Source organism: Mammaliicoccus sp. Dog046 (assembly GCF_034039665.1).
In the GTDB taxonomy this organism is placed as follows: Bacteria; Bacillota; Bacilli; order Staphylococcales; family Staphylococcaceae; genus Mammaliicoccus.
On sequence record NZ_CP120131.1, the window covers coordinates 2,309,957 to 2,333,700 of the forward strand.

Consider the following 23,744-nt stretch of genomic DNA (forward strand, 5'->3'; position numbering starts at 1 on the left):
TATCTCTCCTTTATTGTTGTGAAATTTGTTCTATTTTTTCTATCAGTTTATTTGGAGATTTGATTGCCACATCTGTAGGAATTTCAATAATTCTTTTTCCTTCAAATCTTTCTTTGGCACTCACCTTCACATCAACAGCTAACAATACAATATCTGCTTGTTGAATATCCGCTTCTGATAATTCATTCTCTATCCCAATCGTACCTTGTGTTTCGATTTTAATACTATGTCCTTTTTTCTCTGCTGCTTTTTCAAGTTTTTCAGCTGCGATATATGTGTGTGCAATACCTACTGTACATGCACAAATACTTACTATATTCATCCTAACCCCTCCTATTTTATTAATGCTTCTATATACGATGTATCTGCTAAATTTCTCATGAATTTTTGAATTTTTAATTGAACACTTTTTTCTTCGTTTTGTTTAAGATTCAACAGAATAATAAGTTTTATTTTTTGATTATGCCAATCAATATAATGGTTATTACCTTGAATTAAATAAATGCCTGTCTTTAAAATATTATTACTTTGAATATGTGGTAATATCACATCTGGATAAATTTCAATGTCACCATAAGTTTCTCTATCCATCACTTCTTCAACATATTGTTCAACTGAATTTATTTGCTGGGATTCTTTTAATTTAGAACCCATTTCTTTAATCACATCTTCGTATAGCACAGATGAAGTTTGTACTTTTTCAAATAAGTTATCATTCATAATCTTCACCTAACATTTCTATCATTTTGCGTAATTTAATCTGATCATTCTTATTAAACATCGCACTTATAACGACGATAGGAACCGTTTGTACATTTGGAAGTTGAACTGTCGAAATGATTAAATCAATTTGCTCTAAGTCATAATCTGTTACATCAAAAGAAGACTTAACATCTATAATTTCAATTTCTGAAATATTACGCTTTATCTTAGTTTTAAGTAATTCAGAAGTCCCTATTCCTGTTGTACATGTTATGAGTGTTTTTATTTTTTTAGGATTTCTTTCTAGTTCTTTCGCAAAGTATAAAGTCAAAAATCCTATTTCATCCTTATTGATAGATTGAAGGTTATACTGTCTTGAAATTTGATAAGCTATATTTTTAACAACTTGAAATACTTCAGGGTACTCTATAGCAATTTGCTCTATCAAATTATTTTTTACGATTACGCCATGCTCAATTCTATTAAGCATCGGTTTAATATGTTTCAAAAGTTGTTGATCCATATCTGAATGATTAAACGGGTGCTTTAATTCCGTACTTGCACCTTCAATAAATGCATTGGTGATATTAATAACTTCAGGTGAATATTTCTTTTCTTCCATACTATTTTGTACATTTTGAGATTCAAATCGAGACGATATCAAATATTCGAATAAATAAACCCTCTCATTTATAGGTAATTTAATACGAAGATATCTTTCGACATTTTCTATTACCTGATTACTCAATTCATAAAAAGATTCATATTCTATTCTTAATTTCTCAAGTTCCTCGTTGTCACGATCTTTTTCATAATGAATGACGCCTCTTTTTCTGTATCGCATAATCAAAATATATAAATGAGAAAAAATATTCACATTGTACGGGTATGGAATAACAATTCCTGCATCGTTCTCAATATAACTTATTTGTTCTTGAACAAACGCTGCATCTTCGTCTTTAATTCCTCCTATATTATTAACTAATGGCGTTGCTCTTTCTTCACCAATAAGTTCTAATAATGCATGACGAATATCACTTTCTAGACCAACGACCATTAAATGTCGATTTTTTCTTTCTAATTCCAAATTAAATTGTTTTAACATTTCTTCTATCTTTTTCTCATCACTATTTAATACACTTTCAGAGATAAAATAACGATCTACTATGTTAAATATTGAAATAGGTTTCGGGGAGATTAACAATAAATCCTTCGTTATTGAATTTCTTCTTTCTATAGGAGAAAGCAAATCATTTTGATGAGTAATTAATAAATCTTGGTTTGTTACATATTCATTTTCATCAATACGATATCCCTTTCCTTTTTCCGAAATAATAATCGCTTCCCGATGATTTTCATTTATACGTTTTACAAGCCTATAAATGGTTTTAGTAGAAACATTCAATTGGTTTGCTAAACTACTTGAATCTACAAACGTATGTGCTTTAAGCAAATAATTTATTAATCTTAACTCATTTTCTCCCTTCATAATTTAATAACCTCCCTGTATATTTATAATAAACTAAAATAATGTAAGCGTTTTATTAACGTGTGTCCACTTCAATGGACAGTTAAGTAAAATACTATAAAAAAACACCAAGACAATATTGCCTCAGCGTCTATGATAAGTTTATCTATTTAAATTCATATGTTTTTATTTCATTGATAATTGTATGATATTTATGCGTCTTATATCTCCCATTATTCGAAACGATAAAGAAGTTTCGATTTAAGTTTAATTCTTGTGTTGTGATGTAGGGTTCGTCATGACTTTTGATTGAGAAGTTTGAGAGTATAGTATAGCCCATATTCTGTTTAACGAGTTCTAGAATGAGTTGATTGTCGTTTATGACGACTTTTCTAGATGTTAATTGGTGTTGTTGTAAAAGCATATCTTGATAATATCTAATACCTGATCCTGTTTCTCGTACATAACATCTTATATCGTTTAGGTTATCTTTTATTTTTTTATTTTTAACTAGCATTAATTTATCTTTCGTTAAAACTTCACTTGTGATTTTTTCGTCTTGGATTGGTTTTTCTATTATTCCTAAATCAATGGAATAGTCTTTTAGTTTACTAATGATGTCAGCAGAATTATACACGTTAATATGGATATGTAATTTTGGATATTTTGTTTGCAAGTAAATGGTTAAATCTAGAAGCATTGATTGACCAAATGTATGACTTGTCCCGATAACAAAATCACCTTGTATTTCTTCTTTGTGCTGATTAATTCTTACTTTCAATTGTTCGTCTAGTATTGTTAACTGACATGCGTAATCATATAATTCTCTTCCCGCTTCAGTAAGTATGATTTGTTTTCTTGTTTTTTCGAATATTTTAATTTGATATTTTTCTTCTAAATACTTTATATCTCTACTTATAGATGGTTGTGTTTTATATAATTTTTCTGCTGCATTGGTAAATCCATCTTCTTCTACGATAATTTTTAATATACGTAATTTATCTTCCACTCAAACACCTTCATATCATTTTTGTTATATTATATATTTAATAATAGCATTTCACAAATGAACGTTTTCTACTTACAATAATTGTGAGGTGAGAAACATGTTCGGGAACATTAATCAGTCATTTGTGAAAGGAATTGGATTTACGTTAATCATTGCTTTATTCAGTATGTTATTAGCTGTATTACCAATGTTCAATAAAGTTGGTGCACTAGCTATCGCAATTATCATAGCGATGATTTATAGACAAGTTCGTGGTTATCCTACACATATTGCATCGGGAGTTGCTTTTTCTTCTAAAAAGCTTTTAAGATTAGCAATTATTCTTTACGGATTGAAATTGGATTTATCAAAGATTTTATTTAGCGGGAGTAAATTATTAGTATTAGATATCGGGGTTGTTATATTTTCGATTGTTTTTATTTTATGCATCAATCATTTTATTAAAGGGGATAAATCGTTAGTATTACTGCTCGGTATAGGTACTGGTGTTTGTGGAGCTGCTGCCATTGCAGCAATGTCTCCAATTTTAAAATCAAAAGAAAGTGATATCGGCATGAGTGTTGGACTCATTGCCATTCTTGGAACGATTTGGTCGTTATCATATACAGTTATTTTAGCCATATTCCCGATGTCATCGGAAATGTACGGTATATGGTCGGGCGCAAGTTTACATGAAATCGCCCATGTAATTTTAGCTGCAAATGCTGGCGGCTCAGAAGCATTAGAATATGGATTAATAACAAAGTTAGGTAGAGTATTCTTATTAATTCCTTTGAGCATATGCTTTTTAGTCATTTTAAACAGAAAAAAATCCAATCAAACAGTACAAAAAATAGAATTTCCATACTTTTTAATTGGATTTTTATTAATGAGTGCAATCCATACTTTTATTCCAATACCAGCTAGTGTGTTAAATATGATCAACACATTAACAACGCTACTGTTAATCATGGCGATGGTTGGACTAGGATTAAATGTATCATTTAAAGAAATACGCACGAAAGCATTCAAACCATTAGTCGCTACTGTAATCACATCAGTTGTTTTATCAGTGATTACTTTTGGCGTTGCGTACCTCTTTGCTACTTCATAAATGTTGGAACAAATATCGAATGGTGTAACTTCTGTCTACTGTCCTGAGAAGAATGTTACATCATTCGGTTTATTTTCTAAATATATAATCTTGCCATCTGCATTTAATCGTGCAATATCCATACCTTCTTGTGTGTATACACCTGTTTCAAATCGATTACCACAAATCGCCCATTTCGTCTCATAAGATCCATCTTCATTTTGAACCCAGCCATTATACATATGCTTCAAGTCTTTGTTGGACTTATAAACGCTTTTCACAAATTGAATCCAAGCTGCTTTACCGTGATAAGACTGCTTATTTAAGACAAACTCGATGTCATCACTAAACAGTGCATTGAGCTGTTCAAAACTTTCTTCACTATATCTGGACTCATCAAATAATTTAAAGTACGCATCTAAAACTTCCATTTATTCACCTTCTTTACTTGATGATTATACAACGGTATTTCATATAAATAAAAAGGATTGAACTTTTTTAATGATTGTTATGACAATAACCAACTCGTTTGAACGTTTGGTCCTAGTACATTGGCATCCACATTTTGGTCGAGCTCTTCAGAATAATAACTGTCTGTATATTGCCACATTACATGTTCTCTTTCTGGTTCAGTATCTTGATATGCGGCTAACCATAAACCATCATAAGATGGAACTGATTCTGCAATGTTATTTTCCATAAAGTCTTCGTAAGAATATAATAGTACTTTCTTATTTCCTGAATACTTTCTCATTTCATCTAACCATGCCACTGTACTTTCATTAGCATCACCTGAAGTTACCCTGTCTTCTTCATAATCGTTAACATAGAAACTTGCATTCGGCGCTCTATTATATAATGATCGTGCTTCGACTCTTGCATCATTAGGATCCTCATACATACTATATGAGTACACACCGTACTTCATATTATTCGCATCTAATAATTGTGAGTTCGTTGCGAATGTCTTATCTTTATAATCCGAACCATATTGCGCTCTCAATATGATAAAGTCATAATTTGATTTTAATTTTTTCACTTGAGCTGACGTCAATGTACCTTGCCATTCTGACAAATCTAAGACTGAATTTTCTCTCGCTCTTACAGCTGCCTCTTCCATTGTCTCTTGACGACCTGCTTTATTTTCTTGTTTACCCTCTTGAGCTATGTATTTTTTATATCCTTGTCCCATCGTACCTGCTTGTTCAGAAGCTTCTGCACTATTATAGAACATTGAACTAAACAATATCGTACCAAACGCAATACTTAATAATTTTTTAAACATTTAAAATCTCCTTTCCCGCTCCATGATATTATATTTGCCTATAAAATTAAATTACATTCGTGTTATAAATACATTTTTTCTTTTTGAAAATATTAAAATTTTGTAAAAAAAGGATTGTTAATTATCGATTATTTTGTATAATTGATAATAGTTATCAATTAGAAAAGGAGATACACCATGAAAAAGTATTTATCCGGCATCATTTGTATAATTTTGCTGCTCACTGCTTGTAGTAATAACGACAAAAAAGAAGAAAACAACAGCAAAAATTCAGTAACAATTAAAAAAACGTTTGAATATAAAGAAAAGAATAAAGATCATAAACGCGGTAAGAAAAAAACAGAAACTGTAACCATTCCTAAGAACCCTAAAAAAGTTATTGTTATGGATTACGGCGCACTTGATATCATGCAAAATTTAAAGTTACAAGACCATATTACTGCTATACCTAAAGGTCCGAATGGTAACTTTTTACCGAAACATTTATCTCAATTTCAAGATAAAAAATATACAAACTTAGGTAATCCAGGTCGACCGAATTTTGAGAAAATCGCTGAAGAAGATCCAGATTTAATCCTTATTTCATTTAGACAAGCTTATACAAAGAATTTTGAAGAATTTAAGAAAGCTGCACCCAATGCCAAAGTGCTCTATGTCAGTCCTGATGACGATCGTTACATAGATTCAATTAAAGAAAATACGACAAACATCTGAAAAATATTTGATAAGACAAAAGAAGCACAATCATTGATTAAAAAATTAGATAATAAAGTGAAATCTACAAAAACTAAAATCAACAAAGACAAAGTTATGTTCATAAATGTTGATAATAAAGGTTTAAAAACTTACGGCAGTACTGGTCGTTATGGTGGATTCTTAAATGGAGATTTAGGCATTAAGCACGTCGATTCAAAAATGCCACCAAATTCAAGTGGACAAATTGTTTCATACGAATATATCTCGAAGAATAATCCGGATAAAATCTTCTATATAAATAGAACGAAGGACAATACGAAAGGCATGCCAGAAGCACTAAAAAATCCAGTAATCAAAGATGTAAAAGCAATTAAAAACAAAGAAGTATTAGAATTTGATTCAAACACATGGTTCTTTGGATCAGGTGGTATCACTGCTACAATTCAACAACTAGATGATATAGAGAAATCATTTAAATAATAGAAACAGGGCTGGGACACGTTGTCTCAGCCCTGTTTTCGTTTTTCGGCTCAGTTTTTTTCAGTACTGAGCCGGTATTTTCGTTTTCGGCTCAGTTTTTCCAAGTGCTGAGCCGGTATTCCTGTTTTCGGCTCAGTTTTTCCAAGTACTGAGCCGAAAATCGTCTCTTCACCCCTATTCACCTCTATTTACCTCTATTCAGCCCCACCACTCCCGTGCTTCGCTTATTATTGTGACTTACTCTTACTTATGTGTATAATTACATTAACAATGTATTTATTTCGCTTTTGTAAAAATAAATTACCCGACTTACCTGCAACAACTGCTCTATCATCACTAACTCATTACCTATTGTCACATATGTCATACTCCCTGTGACAAACTTGCATTTACTATTCATTGTGTATGGGCTTACATCTTCGTATGATTAAAGAACAAATTACATGTAGGGAAGGTGTGTTAATTATGGCAGAACAAACAGAACAGAAAAAAGGTATTGGCCCTAAGGTTCAAGCTTTTGGTTCTTTTTTAAGTAGTATGATTATGCCGAATATCGGTGCTTTTATTGCTTGGGGTCTTATTACAGCATTATTTATTCCAGATGGTTGGTTACCAAACAAAGAACTCGCAACAATGGTAGATCCAATGATCAAATATTTGATTCCACTGTTAATTGCTTTTAGTGGTGGTCGTTTAGTACACGGTCTTCGTGGTGGTGTCGTAGGTGCTACAGCAACAATGGGGGTTATTGCTGCATTCCCGGATACACCAATGTTGATTGGTGCAATGATTATGGGGCCGCTTCTTGGTTGGTTAATGAAGAAAGTTGATGACTTCTTAGTTCCTAGAACGCCTCAAGGTTTTGAAATGTTATTCAATAATTTCTCAGCAGGTATTCTTGCTTTCATTATGGCTATTATTGGTTTCAAAGGATTAGCCCCTCTCGTTGAAGGACTAATGAAAGTACTTGGTATGGGTGTTGATTTCTTAGTTTCTCATCACTTATTACCTTTAGTAAGTATCATTATTGAACCTGCTAAAACGGTATTCTTAAACAACGCAATTAATCATGGTGTATTGACACCACTCGCGTCTGAACAAGTAACAACAGCAGGTAAATCCATTCTTTATACATTGGAATCAAACCCTGGACCTGGTTTAGGTATCTTACTTGCTTATATGGTTTTCGGTAAAGGTACAGCAAAAGCAACATCATATGGTGCTGGTATTATCCACTTCTTTGGTGGTATTCATGAAATTTACTTCCCATATGTATTAATGCGTCCTTTATTATTAATCGCAGTTATATTTGGTGGTATGACAGGTGTCGCAACATTTAGCATGTTCGACTTCGGTACAACTGGTCCAGCATCACCAGGTTCTATACTTGCCTACTTTGCAATTACACCTAAAGGCAGCTACTTAGTTATGTTATTAGGTATATTCTTAGCAACATTAGTTTCATTCGTCATCGCGTCTATCATCTTGAAGTTCACTAAAGATCCTGAAGGTGACATTGAAGCAGCAACTGCTGAAATGGAAGCGCGTAAAGGTAAAAAATCTTCAGTAAGTGGTGCTTTAACTGGCACTAAAGAAGAAGATTCAGCTGAAACGACTTCTGAAAATAATGAAGATGAGTCAGAACAATTACTCGATAAGTATGATACTGAAAATATTGATGCACATGATTTCTCAAATGTACAAAAAGTCATCTTCGCTTGTGATGCCGGTATGGGTTCAAGTGCTATGGGTGCAGGTATGTTGAGAAACAAGTTTAAGAAAGCTGAGTTAACAGATATAGAGGTCACAAACACTGCTATCAACCAACTACCTGATGATGCAGATGTCGTTATTACTCAGAAGACTTTAACAGACAGAGCTATCAAGAAAAATCCAAAAGCCATTCATATCTCAGTAGATAATTTCTTAAATTCACCTAGATATGAAGAGCTCATTAACGAATTGAAAAAATAATTTTAAACAAAGGAGTGAAGTGCAATGATGATCAGTAACCGAGAAAAAAGTGTTCTCAAATTACTATCGGAACGTCTTCACTCTTTTTTAACGATTCATGATATTGCACAAACTTTAGGTATCTCATCAAGAACTGTCCATCGCGAAATGAAAGGTGTCGAACAAACACTTAATGACTTTCATTTAACTTTATCTAGAGTTCCTAAATTAGGTTTACGCATAGAAGGTTCACCTGAAGATATTGATGCATTCGTTCAATCATTAAACGAGCAACATACCATCGATTTATCTGATGAAGAACGAAAAGTAATCATTCTGTATAACTTGATACAGTCCAGAGATCCTGTGAAGCTATACAGTCTTGCAAATGAAATAGGTTCGTCTACGCATACACTCAATAAAATCATTGAACAACTCGAAGATGACTTAGTTACCTATGAATTATCTATTGAACGAAAACGTGGAGAAGGTTTAATACTCGAAGGCGATGAAGCGAACAAAAGACAACTACTCGCAAAGATCATGTTAGAAAAACTTGATAGCGATAGTGTTTATTCTGTTGTCGAAGATCACTTTGTTTACCACACATTAAATGAAAAACACCTACAAGGCATCGTAGATATAGATCGATTATTTAATGTTGAACGATTGTTAATGGATGAACTCGGTACGTTGCCTTACACATTAACCGAAGCTAGTTACTTAACCTTAACCATCCATATTGTTCTAGCAATTGAACGTATTAAGCAAGATGGTCATGTAGAAATCGAACCTGATATTTTAAACGAATTAATGCCTACTGATGAATTTTTAGTATCTGAACGTCTAACCAGTGTACTCAGTAACATTTATGATCTGACTTTCAATCATTCTGAAATTGCATTTATCACGATGCATTTAAGAGGTGCCCGACGTCGTCATGAATCAACTTATGATAATAGCGAAATTCATGAACAACATGTTAATGCCCTCATTGATTACGTTGAGAATCAAGGCTTTGAGTTTAAAGATACGGAAGCTTTATTCAAAGGACTTAACCTACATTTAGAGCCTGCCATCAATCGTTTGGAAGCCAATATCGAAACATACAATCCGCTGACTGAAATGATAGAAACGTATGACAAAGATTTATTTAAAGCCGTTTCTACAGGATTAAAGATTGTATTCAGTGAATATCATTTTCCGAAAAGTGAAGTCGCGTATATCGCACTACACTTCGGTGGCATGTTAAAGGAAAAACATCGACGTTCATTGCACGTATTAGTCGTTTGTAGCAGTGGGATTGGAACGAGTCGTATACTTTCAAATCGTTTGAAACAACATTTTTCTGAAATTACTCAGACAACTGAAGTTTCAGTCAGTCATTTAAAATCAATCGACCTTTCAAATTATGATGGCATGATTTCTACTGTAGCTGTTGATACTAAATATCCTCATATTACAGTCAACCCACTATTACCTGAATCAGATGCCGAAAATGTAAAATACTTTTTAAATTTACAACCAGGCATTGTTAATGAACGGTACAACACAGTAAGTGAGCAACCACTCTCTTATAAAGACTATGATCATACCGTTTCGTTTATCGAAGACAGTTTATCTTTAATTCAAAATATGGTGATTGAAGAGAAAAAAGTAACACAATTAGAACGTTATTTAGCTCAAACTTTATCCAAGCATCAAGTGATTGAAGATGAAGGACCATTTATCGAAAGGCTTAATCAGCGTATAGCATTACAAGGGTTCGCGTTAACTGACTACCCTATTGCGATACCTCACCTTTCAGATGAATTAATTAAAAAACCTCAACTTATCATCACACAATTAACTAAACCGTTAACGCTTAAGACGGTAGATCAACAAGCGCAACAAGTGAATTGGCTCGTTTCTATGTTCATACCTAAAAACTCTGAACAAGGTCAACTTATGAGCGAAGTATCATCTTTAATTACTGAACATTTAGATGATATAGATCAGTTGTTAAATGACCGTGTATTAATTGAAAATACACTCAAATCATTTTTCTTAAATAAACTAAAACAAAAATTAATGAAAACGGAGTGAATTAAAATGACAAAATTATTTAACCCAGAAAATATCTTAATGAACGTATCTGTCCAATCACAAGAAGAAGCAATTGAAAAAGCAGGAAGCGCATTAGTTGAAGATGGTGCAGTCACTGAAAAATATATTACAGCGATGAAAGAACGCGAACAAATCGTTACAACATTTATGGGTAACTTTTTAGCTATTCCACACGGTACAGATGAAGCTAAGACAGAAGTACTTAAATCAGGTCTTGTATTACTTCATATCCCAGACGGTGTAGATTGGGATGGTAATGAAACTAAAGTCGTTGTAGGTATCGCTGGTAAAGACGGTGAACATTTAGATATCCTTTCACAAATTGCAATTGTATTTAGTGAAGAAGAAAATGTTGAACGTGTTATTAATGCATCGTCTAAAGAAGAAATACTTGCTATCTTTGAGGAGGTTGAACTCTAATGAAAGCAATTCACTTTGGTGCAGGTAATATCGGACGAGGATTTATTGGTAAAGTATTAAGTGATAATGGCTATGAAGTAACCTTTGTTGACGTTAACGAGCAAGTTATTAATCAAATTAATGAAGAACAAGCGTATCAAGTTGTTATCGCAAATGAAGAAAATACTAAAGAACCCGTATCTCAAGTACGCGGTATCAATAGCATTACACAAACTGAAGATTTAAAGACAGCAATACTAGAGGCTGATATCATCACAACTGCTGTTGGTGTAAACATCTTGCCGATTATTGCTAAATCTTTCGCATCATTCTTAAAACTTCGTAAACCTGGACATGTATTAAATGTTGTCGCTTGCGAAAATGCAATCATGGCTACGGATCAACTGAAAAAAGCTATTCTAGAAATCACTGGTCCATTATCAGAAGATATCAGTTTCCCTAACTCAGCAGTTGACCGTATTGTTCCACAAGGTCAAAAGGCAGGCTCTTTAGATGTACTCGTTGAACCTTTCTTTGAATGGGTAGTTGAAGCGTCAAAATGGCAAGGTACACAATTAAATGATGTGCATTATGTAGACGATTTAACACCTTATATTGAAAGAAAGTTATTAACAGTGAATACTGGCCATGCTTATTTAGCTTACTTTGGTCAATATAAAGGTTATCAAACAATTCTTGAAGCAATTCAAGATAAGGAAATCAATGATGGATTACATGAGATCTTAGCTGAAACAAGTGAATATCTCGTAATGAACTTTGATGAATTCACAAAAGAAGATCAAGCATATTATGTTGAAAAAATAATTGGTCGCTTTAAAAACGCTTATTTATCAGATGATGTTACAAGAGTTGGTCGCGGTGTCTTACGTAAAGTCGGTCCAAACGATCGTATCGTCAAACCATTAGTTGCATTAACTAAATCCAACAAAAAACATTCAGAACTCATCAAAGCATTATGCTTCTTGTTAGAATATCAAGATGAAAATGATAAAGAAACAATTGAAAAGAATCAATATATCGAGGATCACAGTGTAGCTGAGTTCTTAAACAAATATGCAGAATTAGATGCTTCTCTTATCGAAGAAGTTATCATTCAATATACTTCCATCGAAAAATAGTATATAAAACGAGCCGTATATTCGTATACGGCTTTCTTAAGTTCAATTAATTAATCATAATCATATTTAATATTAGACTATTTCGAAATTTTGCATTTATTTTATTAGAAGGATGACTAATAACCAGATACTTAAATTTCAAGGAATTATATTGTGATTTCCTTTCATTTGTGACAGTTATATTATTTTTATTATTATTTAATTAAATCCCACTCTTTTTAGTTTACATACACTTATATTTAGGCTAAAATAAGTAAATAATTAATAACCAGATTAATAAAAAACCTTTCAATTGACTGATGTAGCGCCTTTCAATCGCTTTCATTTTTTCTTCAATTAAAGGAAAACAATCAATATATAGGGGGCCTCCACATGGCAATTTCTAAAATAGAAAATTGTGCAGATTTATTATCATTAGTAACATATGTCGATAAATTGAAATCAATCATCAAGAAAGACTTCAAATTAAGTTTTGAAGAATTCGCTGTATTAACTTACATTAACGAAAACGTACAAGACGAAGAGTATCACTTAAAAAACATCATCAATAAGTTAAACTACAAACAACCACAAATTGTTAAAGCAGTTAAAAACTTATCTCAACAAGAGTTCTTCACTAAAAGAAGAAACGAGTATGATGAACGTACAGTTTTAATCTTCGTTGATAAAAAACAACGTAAAACAATCTCTGAATTACTTGAGAAGATTGACAACGAAATCGCAAAAACACAAATCGAAGAGTAATATCATAAACAGAAAACACGACCACAGTAATTGTGGACGTGTTTTTTTGTTTAAATTGTTTATATTGCTTGCTTATCTCTCACTTTTTGATTCAAAAAATTTGAAATGACCTTTTTAAACTTTTCACTTTCTTCTATAAATGGTGCATGTCCAGAATGTTCAAAAACAACCGTTTCTGCATGCTTAATACAATGTGAATCATTATCTACATCGTAAGGATCATACTTACCTTGCACAATAAGTGTAGGTACATCTATATTATCAGCTTTGACATCGATGCCATTAATAGATCTAACTGAAATTGCATCTTCTTCTTCTGACATTCGATAATATTTCTTCGCTTCTTGATACCATTTAAATGTTGATTTAACATCATGAAAAATTTCATTAAATAAAATTAAAATCGCTTCCTCTTTACTAAATCCAGCTACTTTATCTCTATGTTTTGCTATCAATTTAATGAGTGGCTGCTTTCCGTGATTAGATATAGATGATACAAGTACGAGTTTCTTAACTTTATTAGGAAATTGATTGGTTAATTCTTGAGCAATAACGCCCCCCATATCATGTCCCAATATATAAGAATCTTCAATACCTTCGTAATGCATTAAATCCACAATATCATTAATATGATCTTGAATTGTAATTTGACTCGGTTTTCCCGATTTACCGTGTCCCCTTGAATCTATAGTATAAACTGTAAATTGATCTTTCAGTAGTTGTACCGTTGAGCTAAATGTCGCTAAATTCATACTTAGTGCATGTAACATAATTAATGGTTTCCCTTTACCCTGTTTCTCATATACAATATGAGTCCCGTCTCTTGCGATTATTTCTCCCATAGTTTGTACCTCCCTACTTTACAATAAACATATACCCCTTTTACAATTTTTCACACTATCAGATTTTAAATTCATTCAAAATCCCTCATAAAAAAACAAACCAAACGCATGGTCTGCGTTTGGTTTGTTTTTATCACATTTATACGTACTTTCTCGTTGAATATATCATTACGAAATACAATATAATGACAATTATAATAAACCAACTTGATACTGTTAATATTGAAATAAAGAGTTCGTTTGAAGTAACAGATGCTATCGTCTTCTGCATTACTGCTAGACCCATTGCTGCTACTTCAGGTTTCTTAATAAACGGCGATATAAGTACTAATATAATACCTATACCGAATAAAATCTGGAATAGTATGAGTGGCACTACAAAAATACCTAAATTCACATTAAATATCTTTAAAATACACAAAATGACACCTATACTAAACAACAGTATATTTATCGTCATTAACGATTGATTAGGATATAGATAACTATTCTTTTTAATAACCATATATATTACAGATGAAATGAACAATATGAATACAAAGTATAATATATACAGCCCAGTAACTGCACTAAATGGGATAAGCTTTTTATCAAATAAATATGCCATTAGCAAGAAGTTAAGTGTATAGAATATGATGGGATTATAATTAACAATCACAATATTCCGCTCAATGATTTGTAATATTTCTGCATGAGATTTTTGCCTACTTTCTGCATAATCCATGTCTTTTTTATCAGTTTTTTTCATTTCTTTCTTTAATGAATGTTGAACCTTATCTATTTGATTAGGTAACACGCCGACATGCTGTAAGTAGTCGTTGACGTTCTCCAACAATACGTTGTTGTTTGGACGCAAATAAATACACCACCTTCTTTCTAATATTGTATAAATTAATCCCCTATTATGCAATATGAATATTACACAATAGGGGATTAAAATGTTCAACTATTTAATACTTACCAACATCGATACGATATACTTTAAACTGTTTACTGTTTGGTGTTGCTTTTGAAAGTTGGAAATGCGCTTGTTCATTATTTACATATGCGTATCCGCCAGTATATTTATTATTTTGTACACGTTTTGTTGTATGGTTACCTAGTACTGATACAAGTTGATCTAAGTTTACATCTGTCAGTTGATTATAAATCATTGTTATACGTTTAACTGTTTCTTTGTTATTATGGACCTTCGCTGTAACAATCATGTGGCCATTTTTTGTATCAAATTCGTAATAATTTTCTCTTTCGTTACTATCATCTGAATACGAAAACATAAGATCAGGATATTTTGATTTAATTTTAGACATTTTGTCGCCAATTTTAATACCTTCGATGCTCACTGTACCCTCTTTATAAGTTTGTACGTTCTGATCGTTAATATCAAATTGGTTTGTAGTTGCAGCATTTGCCTCGCTATAGGATGAAAATGGATATACCATAAGTGCCATTACTATAAATAAGAGACATTTTTTCATATGAAGTTCTCCTTCGTTCTCTGTCTTATATGCTATGCATTTAACTAACCACATTATATCATACAGATTACAAAATGACCACTTTTATTACAATCGTGTAACGAACAGATTAATTCAATTTTTTTCTATCAAAAATTCATTTAATACTTTCATAAATTTGTCTTTTTCTTCAACAAATGGTAATTCACCTGAACCATCAAATAATTCAAACTGAGATTGAGGTAATAATCCACTTATTCTACTACCTTCATTATATAAAACTTTTCCATTATACAAACCTGATATGACAAGCGTCGGCACATTAATTTCAGGTAGTAACGACAAGATATCAAAGTCTTTGAAGGATCTTTTGACAGTGATTTTTTCTTCTATTGTTTGTAAATCATTAGAAGGTACATGTGATTTCACAAACTTCTTAGCTTCTTTGACGTTTTTATATCTAAACTTTAATAAATATTTTTCTCTTTCTTGACTTGTCATCGTTCTAATTTCATCTGCATGTCTATCATAAATACGACTATCCGGGCACGTTGAGTGATCTTCAGTAGGATTAATCAATACCATACCTTTAACTAGTCCTGGTGACTTATATGTTAGTCCAGTAGCGATTGTGGCACCTAACTCCAATCCAATCACAAAGGTAGAATGAATATATAACGACTTAAGCAATTGTTGTATGTCAGAAATATAATTATCCACCCTACTATCAGTCGGTGGTGTATCACTTAATCCATGACCTCTCAAATCTATTGAAATCACTTGATATTGTTTACTTAATTTCTTCACAAGCGGTGCAAATACATTCATATCTTGAAATAAACTATGCAATAATATGATTGGATACCCGCTTCCATTCGTTTCATAATGAATGGCAACATTCTCTTTTGTTAAAAATAATTCCACTATTCATCATCCCTTTCAATCTGGTTACAAACATTTAAAAGATCACTTAAGCTTTCAATTTTATAAGTAACCTCATCCTCTTCCGGTGTTCCTAGGACAGCATTAGTAACCCAAGCATTTCTCATTCCCATTGCATGTGCAGCAGCAATGTCATTTAATGGACAGTCGCCAACGTATATGACTTGTTCTGCTGTCACACCTAAATGCTTCATGATGTCTTCAAATATGATTGGATCTGGTTTCATCACACCAACCTCATCAGACGTAGACACATAATGTATATAAGGATCAATGCCGATTGCATTGATCACATGCATAATTTCATCACTTTTCCCGTTAGCTATAACGCCTAATTTATATCCCTTTTTTCTCAATTGTTCTAAAGTAATTAACGTATCATAAAAAGGAAAATGGTATCTGTAATGATGCGTTTTGTAATCATTATAAAATGTTTTCCAAGAAATTCTTTCTATATTTAGAGTCTTCACTAATTCTTTATAAACCCATTCAACATCTTCTAAACCATAGGGATTTAATGATAAATATACCTTCTCAAAATCACGCCTTTGGACTGTTACCATCAATTCATGAAATCTTTCAAATTGCTCTTCCAAAAATTTAAGTCGTGATTTCTCACGATCTACAAGCGTGCCTTCTAAATCGAAGATAATCGCTCGAATATCACACGAACTCATGTCATCATCCCTTTCATAGAAATATTGTAAACTATTCCATTAATAAAGCAATACAAACTTTCACTTTCAAGACATAAAAAAGACAAAACAAAAGTTTATTCCACTTAAGTTTCGTCTTTATTTATTTGGATTGTCTTTATGATGTTGTTCAGTAATCATTAAATACATCATAACTGGAATAGAGATTATTGATAATACCACGCCAACTGGAATTTGAACAGGACTAATTAATATTCGTCCTAGCGTATCAGCGATTAATAAGATGGTACCGCCAATTAAAATATTTAATATCATTTGTATGTGCATAGGCACACGATAAACTCTTCTTACAATTTGCGGTATAACCATGCCTATAAAACCAATAATACCTGTAAAACTAATAATGACTGCTGTCATAACCGCTGCAACTAATAAACAGAACCATGAAATCATCCTTACATTCAGTCCAAGCGTAAGTGCCTTCTCGTCTCCAAGTTGTAATAGTTTAATGAAGTGACTCATACTCAATAATAAACATATACAAACAGCCGTTACACTCCCTGTAATGATGACTGTCGTACTTTCAGCATTTGCCACACTACCAAATAAATATGAAATCATGCTATTTACTTTATTTGGTTTCAACAAGATTAATATATATAATGCAGCACTAAAAAATGCACCAATAAATATCCCTGATAATATCATCGTCGCAATGTGAAATGACTTCACTAACGTTTCGGTCACAAATACAACGATAATCAATGTTAATAAACTAAAAATAATAGAGAATAGCGGTACAAACCATAGTGATAAACCAATAAAGACAGCAAAGGCACTACCAAATGTTGCACCACTTGCTAAACCTAGCGTAAAGCTATCCGCCAAAGGATTATTGAGTATTGTCTGATAGATATGTCCACTCAGTACTAACCCCATACCTGCAATGAGTGCTAATAACGTTCTCGGTATTCTAATTTCATAAAATATCGTCCAGTCTAACGCGCTATTCAAATGCCACATGATACCTGTTGAGCCTATCAATAAAGACATAACAACAGCAAGTAATAGTACAATCAACCAACCTACAAGCAATCGATATATATGAAATTGTTTAGTCATATACTTTGTCCGCTAGTTCATTTAAACCTTCGGCAATGCGTGGACCAGGTCTAGATATTTTATTCGCATCGATTGCATGTATATGATTGTCTTTCACTGCTTGTATTTGATCAAAGCCATCTCTCTTTTTATTAAGTGACTGATAAGTTGATTCCGTTTGGCCACTTGTATCAATCATGACATCCGGATTACGTTTAACAATAATTTCTTTATCTGTTTTGATCCATCCCTTTTCATCATGAAAAATATTTTTCGCTTTTATTTCGCGCAACATATCATCATAAAAGGTATCTGAACCAGCTGTATAAATATCAGGTTGTGCCGATATTTCCATGAACACTTTTTTACCTTGTTGTTTCTTCGGAATATCTTTGACAACTTCTGTAATTTCACCCTTAACCCGATTTACGAGATCCTTAGACTCTTGTTCTTTTCCTGTCACCTTACCTATTTGTTCAAACGATTGATACATTTCTTTAATGGAATGCGCATCTTTGACATAAACGACCTTAACGCCTGATTTACTTAACTTGTTCAAGACTTTTTCTTGAGTAGATTTATTAGATTCATGCGCCACAATCAAATCCGGCTTTGCTTTTAGTAAACTTTCATAATCCAAATTAAACGCATCAAATTGTTGTTTATCTTTAACACCTTTCGGATAATCATCAACGGTCGACACACCAATGATACTTTTCTCTAATCCAAGTTCATATAGGATTTCAGTGTTACTTGGCATGAGAGAGATAATACGGTGATATGCCTTATGATCTGATGTTTTTTGATTCGTTTGACAACCTGATAAAACAAGTAAAGCAATGAATATAAAACAAATAACTTTAATACCTTTCATCTTAACACTCCTCACTATCATTACTTAAAAAATGGTACACAAAAAGGCGCAACTCAAACAAGATTGAGCTGCACCTCAATGAAAACTTCAAATATCATTACATAGATTCTGGAGCAGACACACCTATTAAGTTCAGTGCGTTACGTAATGTAATACGTGCCGCTTCAATAAGTGCCAAGTGTGCTTTCGTTTTATCTATATCATCTGTTAATACTTTTTCTGCATTATAGAATTTGTGGAATTGTGCTGCTAAGTCTTGTATATAATTCGTAATACGATGTGGGCTACGTGATTCTGCAGCTGATACAATCGTAGGTTCGAATTCAGCAATTTTCTTTAATAAATCAAATGCTTTTTCATGTGTAATCGTAGTTAAATCTACATCTTTATCAATTGAGATGCCTTTTTCTTCTGCTTGACGAATAATTGAAGAAATACGTGCATGCGCATATTGTGCATAATAAACTGGATTATCTTGAGATTCTTTCTTCGCTAATTCCATATCGAAATCAAAGTGTGTATCAGGGCTACGCATCGTTAAGAAATAACGAGCTGCATCAACGCCTACTTCATCCATAATGTCGCGTAATGTGATTGCATTACCCGTACGTTTACTCATCTTCACTTCAACGCCGTCTTGTAATAAGCGTACCATTTGCATGATTTGAATTTCAAGACGCTTAGAGTCTACACCAAACGTTTCTAATGATGCTTTCAAACGATTAATATAACCATGGTGATCTGCACCGAATAAGTTAATTAATTTATCATAACCACGTTCAACTTTATCATAATGATAAGCGATATCTGGTAGGAAGTATGTATATGTTCCATCTTGTTTAATTAACACGCGGTCTTTGTCATCACCGAATTCTGTCGTTTTTAACCATGTTGCGCCGTCTTGTTCATATGTGTATCCAAGTTCAGACATTTTATCCAATACAGCAGCAATCTTGTTAGATTCATATAATGATGTTTCACTGAACCAGTTATCAAAATGAATATTAAAATCATTTAAATCTTGTTTCAATTTAACCATTTCATAATCTAAACCTAGTTTACGGAACGTTTTAATACGTGATGCTTCAGGTTGATCTTTAATTTCTGGGTGTTTTTCTGCTAAATCTTTACCGATTGCGATAATATCTTTACCATGATATCCATCTTCAGGTAGTGTAGTTTCAGTTCCTAATGCTTGATTGTAACGTGCTTCAATTGATAGTGCTAAGTTCTCAATTTGTTTACCTGCATCATTAATATAATATTCACGTGTTACATCATAACCAGCTGCATTTAGTACATTTGATAAAGTATCACCTACTGCTGCATTACGTGCATGTCCGATATGCAAATCACCTGTTGGGTTTGCTGAAACATATTCCACGATGATACTTTCATTTTTACGTTCTTCAGATTGTCCAAAAGTTTCACCTTTAGTTAATGCTGTTTCAATAATTGTTGTTAAATATTGTTGATCTAAGTAGAAATTAATAAATCCTGGGCCAGCAATATCTACTTGTTTAACATTTGCTTTAGCTGTATCTAAATTTTCCACGATTTGCTCTGCAATTTCACGAGGGTTCTTACGTGCTAACTTTGTTAACACCATCGCAATATTTGATGAATAATCACCATTTTTAGGGTCTTTAGGTGATTCTATTTTAATTTCTGGAACTGATTCTACAAGTTCAGCTTTTAATATACTAGCTTTAATTTCTTCTATTAATGTTTCTTTAACTTGGTCAATGATATTCATTCATTTGTCTCCTTAAAATTAATTTGAAATTGATATGTCCCGAGTAAGCCCGATTGATCACTTAATTGATAGTGAATTTTGAGCTTACCTTTATTATCATCTTGAAAGTGCTTAACGGATAATGTATGAACGTTCATTGTCATACGTCCAGCTTCTGTATCATAATAACTGATAGTGTCTTGGCCTTCGACAAAGTGAAATACCGTTTTCACTGTACCTGTACGGTGAATTTTAACGCCATTATCTTCTATCTTCAGCATATTCTTTACTATTTGATCATCAATCGTTTCTTCATACCTAATAATATCACTATTCTTCTTGTGATAAGTACCTGTAGTATCTGTTTGAAACGTAGACTTTTCGCCGTTTTGTTTAACGACCTGTTTAATATTAATTGTTATATCTTCTTTCATCGCTAGCCACCTCATCGTATAAGAACGTACATTATTATAGCATATTTGACACATTAAAATAAAAAAAGCAGGGCTAGTAGCGCCTGCTTTTTTTACTGTCCTAGCTATAGTAGCTATCAACTATTTTACTGATGAAACCGCGAAAAGACAATAGCTATTTAATTGAATTGTCATATTTCACAATTAAGTCACAAATTAGACACATTTAACTAATTTCAAGTGATTTTTTCAATTCATCACTACTGTTATCCCACATTTCTTTGTTATGTTCTTGTAAGAATTTTTTGAGTACAACTTTATTCTCATCACCAATTTGGTCAATAACAATTTGATGTTTCATAGATTTATCCATCATATTAACATGTTCAGGCATACTCTTATATCCACGTTTTTTCGGTTTGTTTACTAATAAATAACAACCTGTTAACCCAGCATAATATGGCCCTTGTTCACCACGTTCAGTTGTGACCCAACATAACCAATATGATTTCGCTTCTTCACCTTTAACTTCTTCGATGTCTTTTACCCATTTCACACGCTTTTCTACTTCTGCTCTTGCGTGCATGGCACCTACGTCGATAAATGCCGTTTGATCTGCAACATCAACAAAAACTGGTGCAACATTATCTAAACTTATTGAACCTATATTTGTTCCTTTATGTCCATCTAATGGATCGTTCTTTATTATATTAAATTGAAATCCTTTATTTTCAGCCAATTATTTCACCTCATACATGTCATGTCTAATCCAAACTTGCATAGCCAATTAGACAAGTTCATTTAATAAATTAATTATTTCGCCCTTAATCGTTTCATCAGTCATGCCTAATATCAGTTCTTTAGGATAATACAATTTATAATCTAATCGTTTAATCCCTGTAATACTATGAATGATCACTGACTGACTACTAATCTCTTTAATATTACCAGTCTTCTGAAGCAGATGGATCGGTTGTCTGTTTGACCCAGGTCGATCGTAATCATACGGTAAATCTGAAAATGAGTCACATACGAAATAGTACTCTGGATCAATGCCGCCTTTTTCAAATAGATCTGTAAGCTCACCAATCGTAATGACTGACCCGTCAAATGGTAAATATTTAAATAAATCTCGATTAACGAATCGTTTGCTTAAATCACTTAAGATTTGGTCTTCTTCTTCAGTCCACTCTTCTAAGTAATACATTACAACTGTTTCATCTAAACGAATATAATCCGGAATCGTTACTTCACCTTCAAAGAATGGTATTAAATATTTAGGTGGTTCTTTGAACAAGTAACCTTGATCATATAGCACCTTCGCGCGTTTAAAGCATCTATTTAACAATACTTCTCCACCACGACTAACCGGATGGAAATAAATTTGCCAATACATTTGGTATCGACTCATTAAAAAGTTCTCAACTGCATGCATTCCACTTTCTTTGATAAGTACTTCGTCTTTCGATGGCCTCATTAAACGCAAGACACGTTCCATATCGAATTGACCATAACTCACACCAGTAAAATATGCATCTCTCTGCAAGTAATCCATTCGATCTGCATCTATTTGAGATGAAATCATTGATATGACTAATTTATTCTGATGCGTTTTATTAATGACTTCCGCTACTTCATCCGGAAATTCAGGTGACACACGTCTTAACACTTCGTTAACTTCTGTATCTCCTTTAATAATCATTTGCGTGAACGCTTCATGGTCAGTTAAGAATATTTTTTCAAAACAATGTGAAAAAGGACCATGCCCTAAATCATGTAATAACGCTGCACATAATGCTAATGGTCGATCTTTATTATCCCAAGGTGCTCTACCATCAAACACCTCATCGATCATACGTCTTACTATTTCATAAACACCTAAGGAATGTCCAAAGCGACTGTGTTCAGCTGTATGGAAAGATAAATAAAGTGTGCCTAGTTGTTTAATTCTTCTTAATCGTTGAAATTCTTTCGTCTTAATCAAATCCCAAATTAATTGGTCACGTACATGAATGTAGCGATGAACAGGATCTTTAAAGACTTTCTCTTCAGGTAATTTTTTCATTCCATAATCTTCTGTCACTTTGTAACCTCCATTCCTTATCATTCGTTTTTTATTTTAGAATGTCTTCTTCATAAGTGTTGTACGCATTGTATCACCAAATAGTAATTCTTCATACTCGCGAATCACTTCGAAGGATTCCTTCTTATAGAATGCAATTCCAATATCGTTTTTGCCATCAACTTCTAAATAAACTTCATTATATAAACCTTCGTATTGATTCAACCCAGCATAAAGTAGTTCTTTTCCGTAACCTGCACGTTGTGCTTCTGGTAGAACATAATGAGATGATAAATATAACTCTGTGCCTTTAATAAAATTAGCAAAACCTACAATCTTGCCTTCTTCCTCAGCAACAAAGAAATCGGATTCTTTAATTCTCTTCTGTAACATTTCTTTAGAATATGACGCATTTAAAAATGCTGTCACTGTGCTCGCAGTATAGATGTTGGTATACGTATCGTACCAAGCCTTTGATGCTACAGTCTTAATTCCAGAGTAATCTTCTAAAGTTGCTTTTCTTACATTTGTCATATATCTCTCTCCTCTATCTACCTTACACATCGATTAATAATCAATGATGTCAATGTCCATATACTGTTAATATAG

Annotated in this window: 24 protein-coding genes and 1 pseudogene; 7 read left to right on the forward strand and 18 right to left on the reverse strand. The window is 32.7% G+C overall.

The genetic code is table 11. From position 1 onward, the window contains the following. Window positions 1–10 precede the first annotated feature (10 nt). From P3U32_RS11430 to P3U32_RS11445, 4 genes are all read right to left on the reverse strand, one after another. Window positions 11–322, reverse strand: a complete 312-nt coding sequence (locus tag P3U32_RS11430; protein WP_323703303.1) for a PTS fructose transporter subunit IIB — start codon at window positions 320–322, stop codon at window positions 11–13. An 11-nt stretch (window positions 323–333) separates the two neighbouring features. Then, the gene (locus tag P3U32_RS11435) at window positions 334–720 is read right to left on the reverse strand and encodes a PTS sugar transporter subunit IIA (RefSeq protein WP_323703304.1); all 387 of its coding nucleotides are present in this window, start codon (window positions 718–720) and stop codon (window positions 334–336) included. Beyond that, window positions 713–2,191, reverse strand: a complete 1,479-nt coding sequence (locus P3U32_RS11440; protein ID WP_323703305.1) for a BglG family transcription antiterminator — start codon at window positions 2,189–2,191, stop codon at window positions 713–715. The genes P3U32_RS11435 and P3U32_RS11440 overlap by 8 nt, the downstream gene beginning before the upstream one ends. Window positions 2,192–2,336: 145 nt before the next feature. Beyond that, window positions 2,337–3,179 carry a LysR family transcriptional regulator gene (locus P3U32_RS11445; RefSeq protein WP_323703306.1) on the reverse strand — a complete coding sequence of 281 codons (843 nt, stop codon included), beginning with the start codon at window positions 3,177–3,179 and terminating at the stop codon, window positions 2,337–2,339. Window positions 3,180–3,276: 97 nt separating this feature from the next. Between P3U32_RS11445 and P3U32_RS11450 the strand changes: the two genes are divergently transcribed. Then, a complete protein-coding gene (locus P3U32_RS11450; protein ID WP_323703307.1) occupies window positions 3,277–4,272 on the forward strand; it encodes a YeiH family protein in 996 nt (331 codons plus the stop codon). 35 nt (window positions 4,273–4,307) lie between these two features. Here the strand turns inward: P3U32_RS11450 and P3U32_RS11455 are convergent, their stop codons facing one another. Both P3U32_RS11455 and P3U32_RS11460 read right to left on the reverse strand, forming a co-directional pair. After that, window positions 4,308–4,682, reverse strand: a complete 375-nt coding sequence (locus P3U32_RS11455; protein WP_323703308.1) for a nuclear transport factor 2 family protein — start codon at window positions 4,680–4,682, stop codon at window positions 4,308–4,310. 77 nt (window positions 4,683–4,759) lie between these two features. After that, window positions 4,760–5,536, reverse strand: a complete 777-nt coding sequence (locus P3U32_RS11460; protein WP_323703309.1) for a GH25 family lysozyme — start codon at window positions 5,534–5,536, stop codon at window positions 4,760–4,762. Between the two features lie 177 nt (window positions 5,537–5,713). Between P3U32_RS11460 and P3U32_RS11465 the strand changes: the two are divergent. The 6 genes and pseudogenes from P3U32_RS11465 (at window position 5,714) to sarA (ending at window position 13,053) form a co-directional block, all read left to right on the forward strand. Beyond that, window positions 5,714–6,712 (forward strand): annotated as a pseudogene (locus P3U32_RS11465) (siderophore ABC transporter substrate-binding protein). 465 nt (window positions 6,713–7,177) lie between these two features. Beyond that, window positions 7,178–8,686: a PTS mannitol transporter subunit IIBC gene (locus P3U32_RS11470; protein WP_323703310.1), complete on the forward strand. Its 1,509-nt coding sequence runs from the start codon at window positions 7,178–7,180 to the stop codon at window positions 8,684–8,686. A gap of 24 nt (window positions 8,687–8,710) precedes the next feature. Further along, complete coding sequence (locus P3U32_RS11475; RefSeq protein WP_323703311.1) at window positions 8,711–10,750, forward strand: BglG family transcription antiterminator; 2,040 nt, start codon at window positions 8,711–8,713, stop codon at window positions 10,748–10,750. Between the two features lie 6 nt (window positions 10,751–10,756). Further along, a complete protein-coding gene (locus tag P3U32_RS11480) occupies window positions 10,757–11,191 on the forward strand; it encodes a PTS mannitol transporter subunit IIA (protein WP_323703312.1) in 435 nt (144 codons plus the stop codon). Continuing rightward, window positions 11,191–12,309: a mannitol-1-phosphate 5-dehydrogenase gene (locus tag P3U32_RS11485; protein WP_323703313.1), complete on the forward strand. Its 1,119-nt coding sequence runs from the start codon at window positions 11,191–11,193 to the stop codon at window positions 12,307–12,309. Before P3U32_RS11480 ends, P3U32_RS11485 begins: the two co-directional genes overlap by 1 nt. Window positions 12,310–12,681: 372 nt before the next feature. Beyond that, window positions 12,682–13,053 carry a global transcriptional regulator SarA gene (sarA, locus tag P3U32_RS11490; protein ID WP_323703314.1) on the forward strand — a complete coding sequence of 124 codons (372 nt, stop codon included), beginning with the start codon at window positions 12,682–12,684 and terminating at the stop codon, window positions 13,051–13,053. A 59-nt stretch (window positions 13,054–13,112) separates the two neighbouring features. On the opposite strand, the gene P3U32_RS11495 is transcribed toward sarA, so the two are convergent. The 12 genes from P3U32_RS11495 to P3U32_RS11550 all read right to left on the reverse strand — a co-directional run bounded on the left by P3U32_RS11495 (window position 13,113) and on the right by P3U32_RS11550 (window position 23,669). Further along, window positions 13,113–13,895: an alpha/beta fold hydrolase gene (locus P3U32_RS11495; protein ID WP_323703315.1), complete on the reverse strand. Its 783-nt coding sequence runs from the start codon at window positions 13,893–13,895 to the stop codon at window positions 13,113–13,115. Between the two features lie 139 nt (window positions 13,896–14,034). Continuing rightward, a complete protein-coding gene (locus tag P3U32_RS11500) occupies window positions 14,035–14,751 on the reverse strand; it encodes a hypothetical protein (protein WP_323703316.1) in 717 nt (238 codons plus the stop codon). 94 nt (window positions 14,752–14,845) lie between these two features. Continuing rightward, window positions 14,846–15,373: an SA0570 family protein gene (locus P3U32_RS11505; RefSeq protein ID WP_323703317.1), complete on the reverse strand. Its 528-nt coding sequence runs from the start codon at window positions 15,371–15,373 to the stop codon at window positions 14,846–14,848. 114 nt (window positions 15,374–15,487) lie between these two features. Then, window positions 15,488–16,276: an alpha/beta fold hydrolase gene (locus tag P3U32_RS11510; RefSeq protein WP_323703319.1), complete on the reverse strand. Its 789-nt coding sequence runs from the start codon at window positions 16,274–16,276 to the stop codon at window positions 15,488–15,490. Then, entirely contained in the window at window positions 16,276–16,971 is a 696-nt protein-coding gene (locus P3U32_RS11515; protein ID WP_323703320.1) for an HAD family hydrolase, read from the reverse strand. Before P3U32_RS11515 ends, P3U32_RS11510 begins: the two co-directional genes overlap by 1 nt. A 117-nt stretch (window positions 16,972–17,088) precedes the next feature. Beyond that, the gene (locus tag P3U32_RS11520; protein WP_323703322.1) at window positions 17,089–18,072 is read right to left on the reverse strand and encodes a FecCD family ABC transporter permease; all 984 of its coding nucleotides are present in this window, start codon (window positions 18,070–18,072) and stop codon (window positions 17,089–17,091) included. Continuing rightward, entirely contained in the window at window positions 18,065–18,925 is an 861-nt protein-coding gene (locus tag P3U32_RS11525) for an ABC transporter substrate-binding protein (protein WP_323703323.1), read from the reverse strand. The genes P3U32_RS11520 and P3U32_RS11525 overlap by 8 nt, the downstream gene beginning before the upstream one ends. Window positions 18,926–19,022: 97 nt before the next feature. Continuing rightward, window positions 19,023–20,681, reverse strand: a complete 1,659-nt coding sequence (gene argS, locus P3U32_RS11530; RefSeq protein ID WP_323703324.1) for an arginine--tRNA ligase — start codon at window positions 20,679–20,681, stop codon at window positions 19,023–19,025. Then, on the reverse strand, window positions 20,678–21,094 hold the full coding sequence (locus tag P3U32_RS11535; protein ID WP_323703325.1) for a YwiB family protein: 417 nt from the start codon (window positions 21,092–21,094) through the stop codon (window positions 20,678–20,680). The genes argS and P3U32_RS11535 overlap by 4 nt, the downstream gene beginning before the upstream one ends. A 205-nt stretch (window positions 21,095–21,299) precedes the next feature. Then, window positions 21,300–21,812 (reverse strand): YwhD family protein, encoded by a 513-nt coding sequence (locus tag P3U32_RS11540; RefSeq protein ID WP_323703326.1) that lies wholly within the window; start codon window positions 21,810–21,812, stop codon window positions 21,300–21,302. A gap of 48 nt (window positions 21,813–21,860) precedes the next feature. Continuing rightward, window positions 21,861–23,138 carry an HD domain-containing protein gene (locus P3U32_RS11545; protein WP_323704885.1) on the reverse strand — a complete coding sequence of 426 codons (1,278 nt, stop codon included), beginning with the start codon at window positions 23,136–23,138 and terminating at the stop codon, window positions 21,861–21,863. Between the two features lie 54 nt (window positions 23,139–23,192). Beyond that, window positions 23,193–23,669, reverse strand: a complete 477-nt coding sequence (locus P3U32_RS11550; RefSeq protein ID WP_323703327.1) for a GNAT family N-acetyltransferase — start codon at window positions 23,667–23,669, stop codon at window positions 23,193–23,195. Window positions 23,670–23,744 lie beyond the last annotated feature (75 nt).

What these genes read in the sequence shown, in the direction of transcription:
- P3U32_RS11515 (WP_323703320.1), bottom strand. Translation starts at nt 16,971, where the DNA reads ATGAGTTCGTGTGATATTCGAGCGATTATCTTCGATTTAGAAGGCACG.
- P3U32_RS11550 (WP_323703327.1), bottom strand. Translation starts at nt 23,669, where the DNA reads ATGACAAATGTAAGAAAAGCAACTTTAGAAGATTACTCTGGAATTAAG.
- P3U32_RS11485 (WP_323703313.1), top strand. Translation starts at nt 11,191, where the DNA reads ATGAAAGCAATTCACTTTGGTGCAGGTAATATCGGACGAGGATTTATT.
- P3U32_RS11520 (WP_323703322.1), bottom strand. Translation starts at nt 18,072, where the DNA reads ATGACTAAACAATTTCATATATATCGATTGCTTGTAGGTTGGTTGATT.
- P3U32_RS11545 (WP_323704885.1), bottom strand. Translation starts at nt 23,138, where the DNA reads ATGAAAAAATTACCTGAAGAGAAAGTCTTTAAAGATCCTGTTCATCGC.
- P3U32_RS11460 (WP_323703309.1), bottom strand. Translation starts at nt 5,536, where the DNA reads ATGTTTAAAAAATTATTAAGTATTGCGTTTGGTACGATATTGTTTAGT.
- P3U32_RS11470 (WP_323703310.1), top strand. Translation starts at nt 7,178, where the DNA reads ATGGCAGAACAAACAGAACAGAAAAAAGGTATTGGCCCTAAGGTTCAA.
- P3U32_RS11505 (WP_323703317.1), bottom strand. Translation starts at nt 15,373, where the DNA reads ATGAAAAAATGTCTCTTATTTATAGTAATGGCACTTATGGTATATCCA.
- P3U32_RS11430 (WP_323703303.1), bottom strand. Translation starts at nt 322, where the DNA reads ATGAATATAGTAAGTATTTGTGCATGTACAGTAGGTATTGCACACACA.
- P3U32_RS11440 (WP_323703305.1), bottom strand. Translation starts at nt 2,191, where the DNA reads ATGAAGGGAGAAAATGAGTTAAGATTAATAAATTATTTGCTTAAAGCA.
- P3U32_RS11455 (WP_323703308.1), bottom strand. Translation starts at nt 4,682, where the DNA reads ATGGAAGTTTTAGATGCGTACTTTAAATTATTTGATGAGTCCAGATAT.
- argS (WP_323703324.1), bottom strand. Translation starts at nt 20,681, where the DNA reads ATGAATATCATTGACCAAGTTAAAGAAACATTAATAGAAGAAATTAAA.
- P3U32_RS11480 (WP_323703312.1), top strand. Translation starts at nt 10,757, where the DNA reads ATGACAAAATTATTTAACCCAGAAAATATCTTAATGAACGTATCTGTC.
- P3U32_RS11450 (WP_323703307.1), top strand. Translation starts at nt 3,277, where the DNA reads ATGTTCGGGAACATTAATCAGTCATTTGTGAAAGGAATTGGATTTACG.
- P3U32_RS11495 (WP_323703315.1), bottom strand. Translation starts at nt 13,895, where the DNA reads ATGGGAGAAATAATCGCAAGAGACGGGACTCATATTGTATATGAGAAA.
- sarA (WP_323703314.1), top strand. Translation starts at nt 12,682, where the DNA reads ATGGCAATTTCTAAAATAGAAAATTGTGCAGATTTATTATCATTAGTA.
- P3U32_RS11525 (WP_323703323.1), bottom strand. Translation starts at nt 18,925, where the DNA reads ATGAAAGGTATTAAAGTTATTTGTTTTATATTCATTGCTTTACTTGTT.
- P3U32_RS11475 (WP_323703311.1), top strand. Translation starts at nt 8,711, where the DNA reads ATGATGATCAGTAACCGAGAAAAAAGTGTTCTCAAATTACTATCGGAA.
- P3U32_RS11535 (WP_323703325.1), bottom strand. Translation starts at nt 21,094, where the DNA reads ATGAAAGAAGATATAACAATTAATATTAAACAGGTCGTTAAACAAAAC.
- P3U32_RS11435 (WP_323703304.1), bottom strand. Translation starts at nt 720, where the DNA reads ATGAATGATAACTTATTTGAAAAAGTACAAACTTCATCTGTGCTATAC.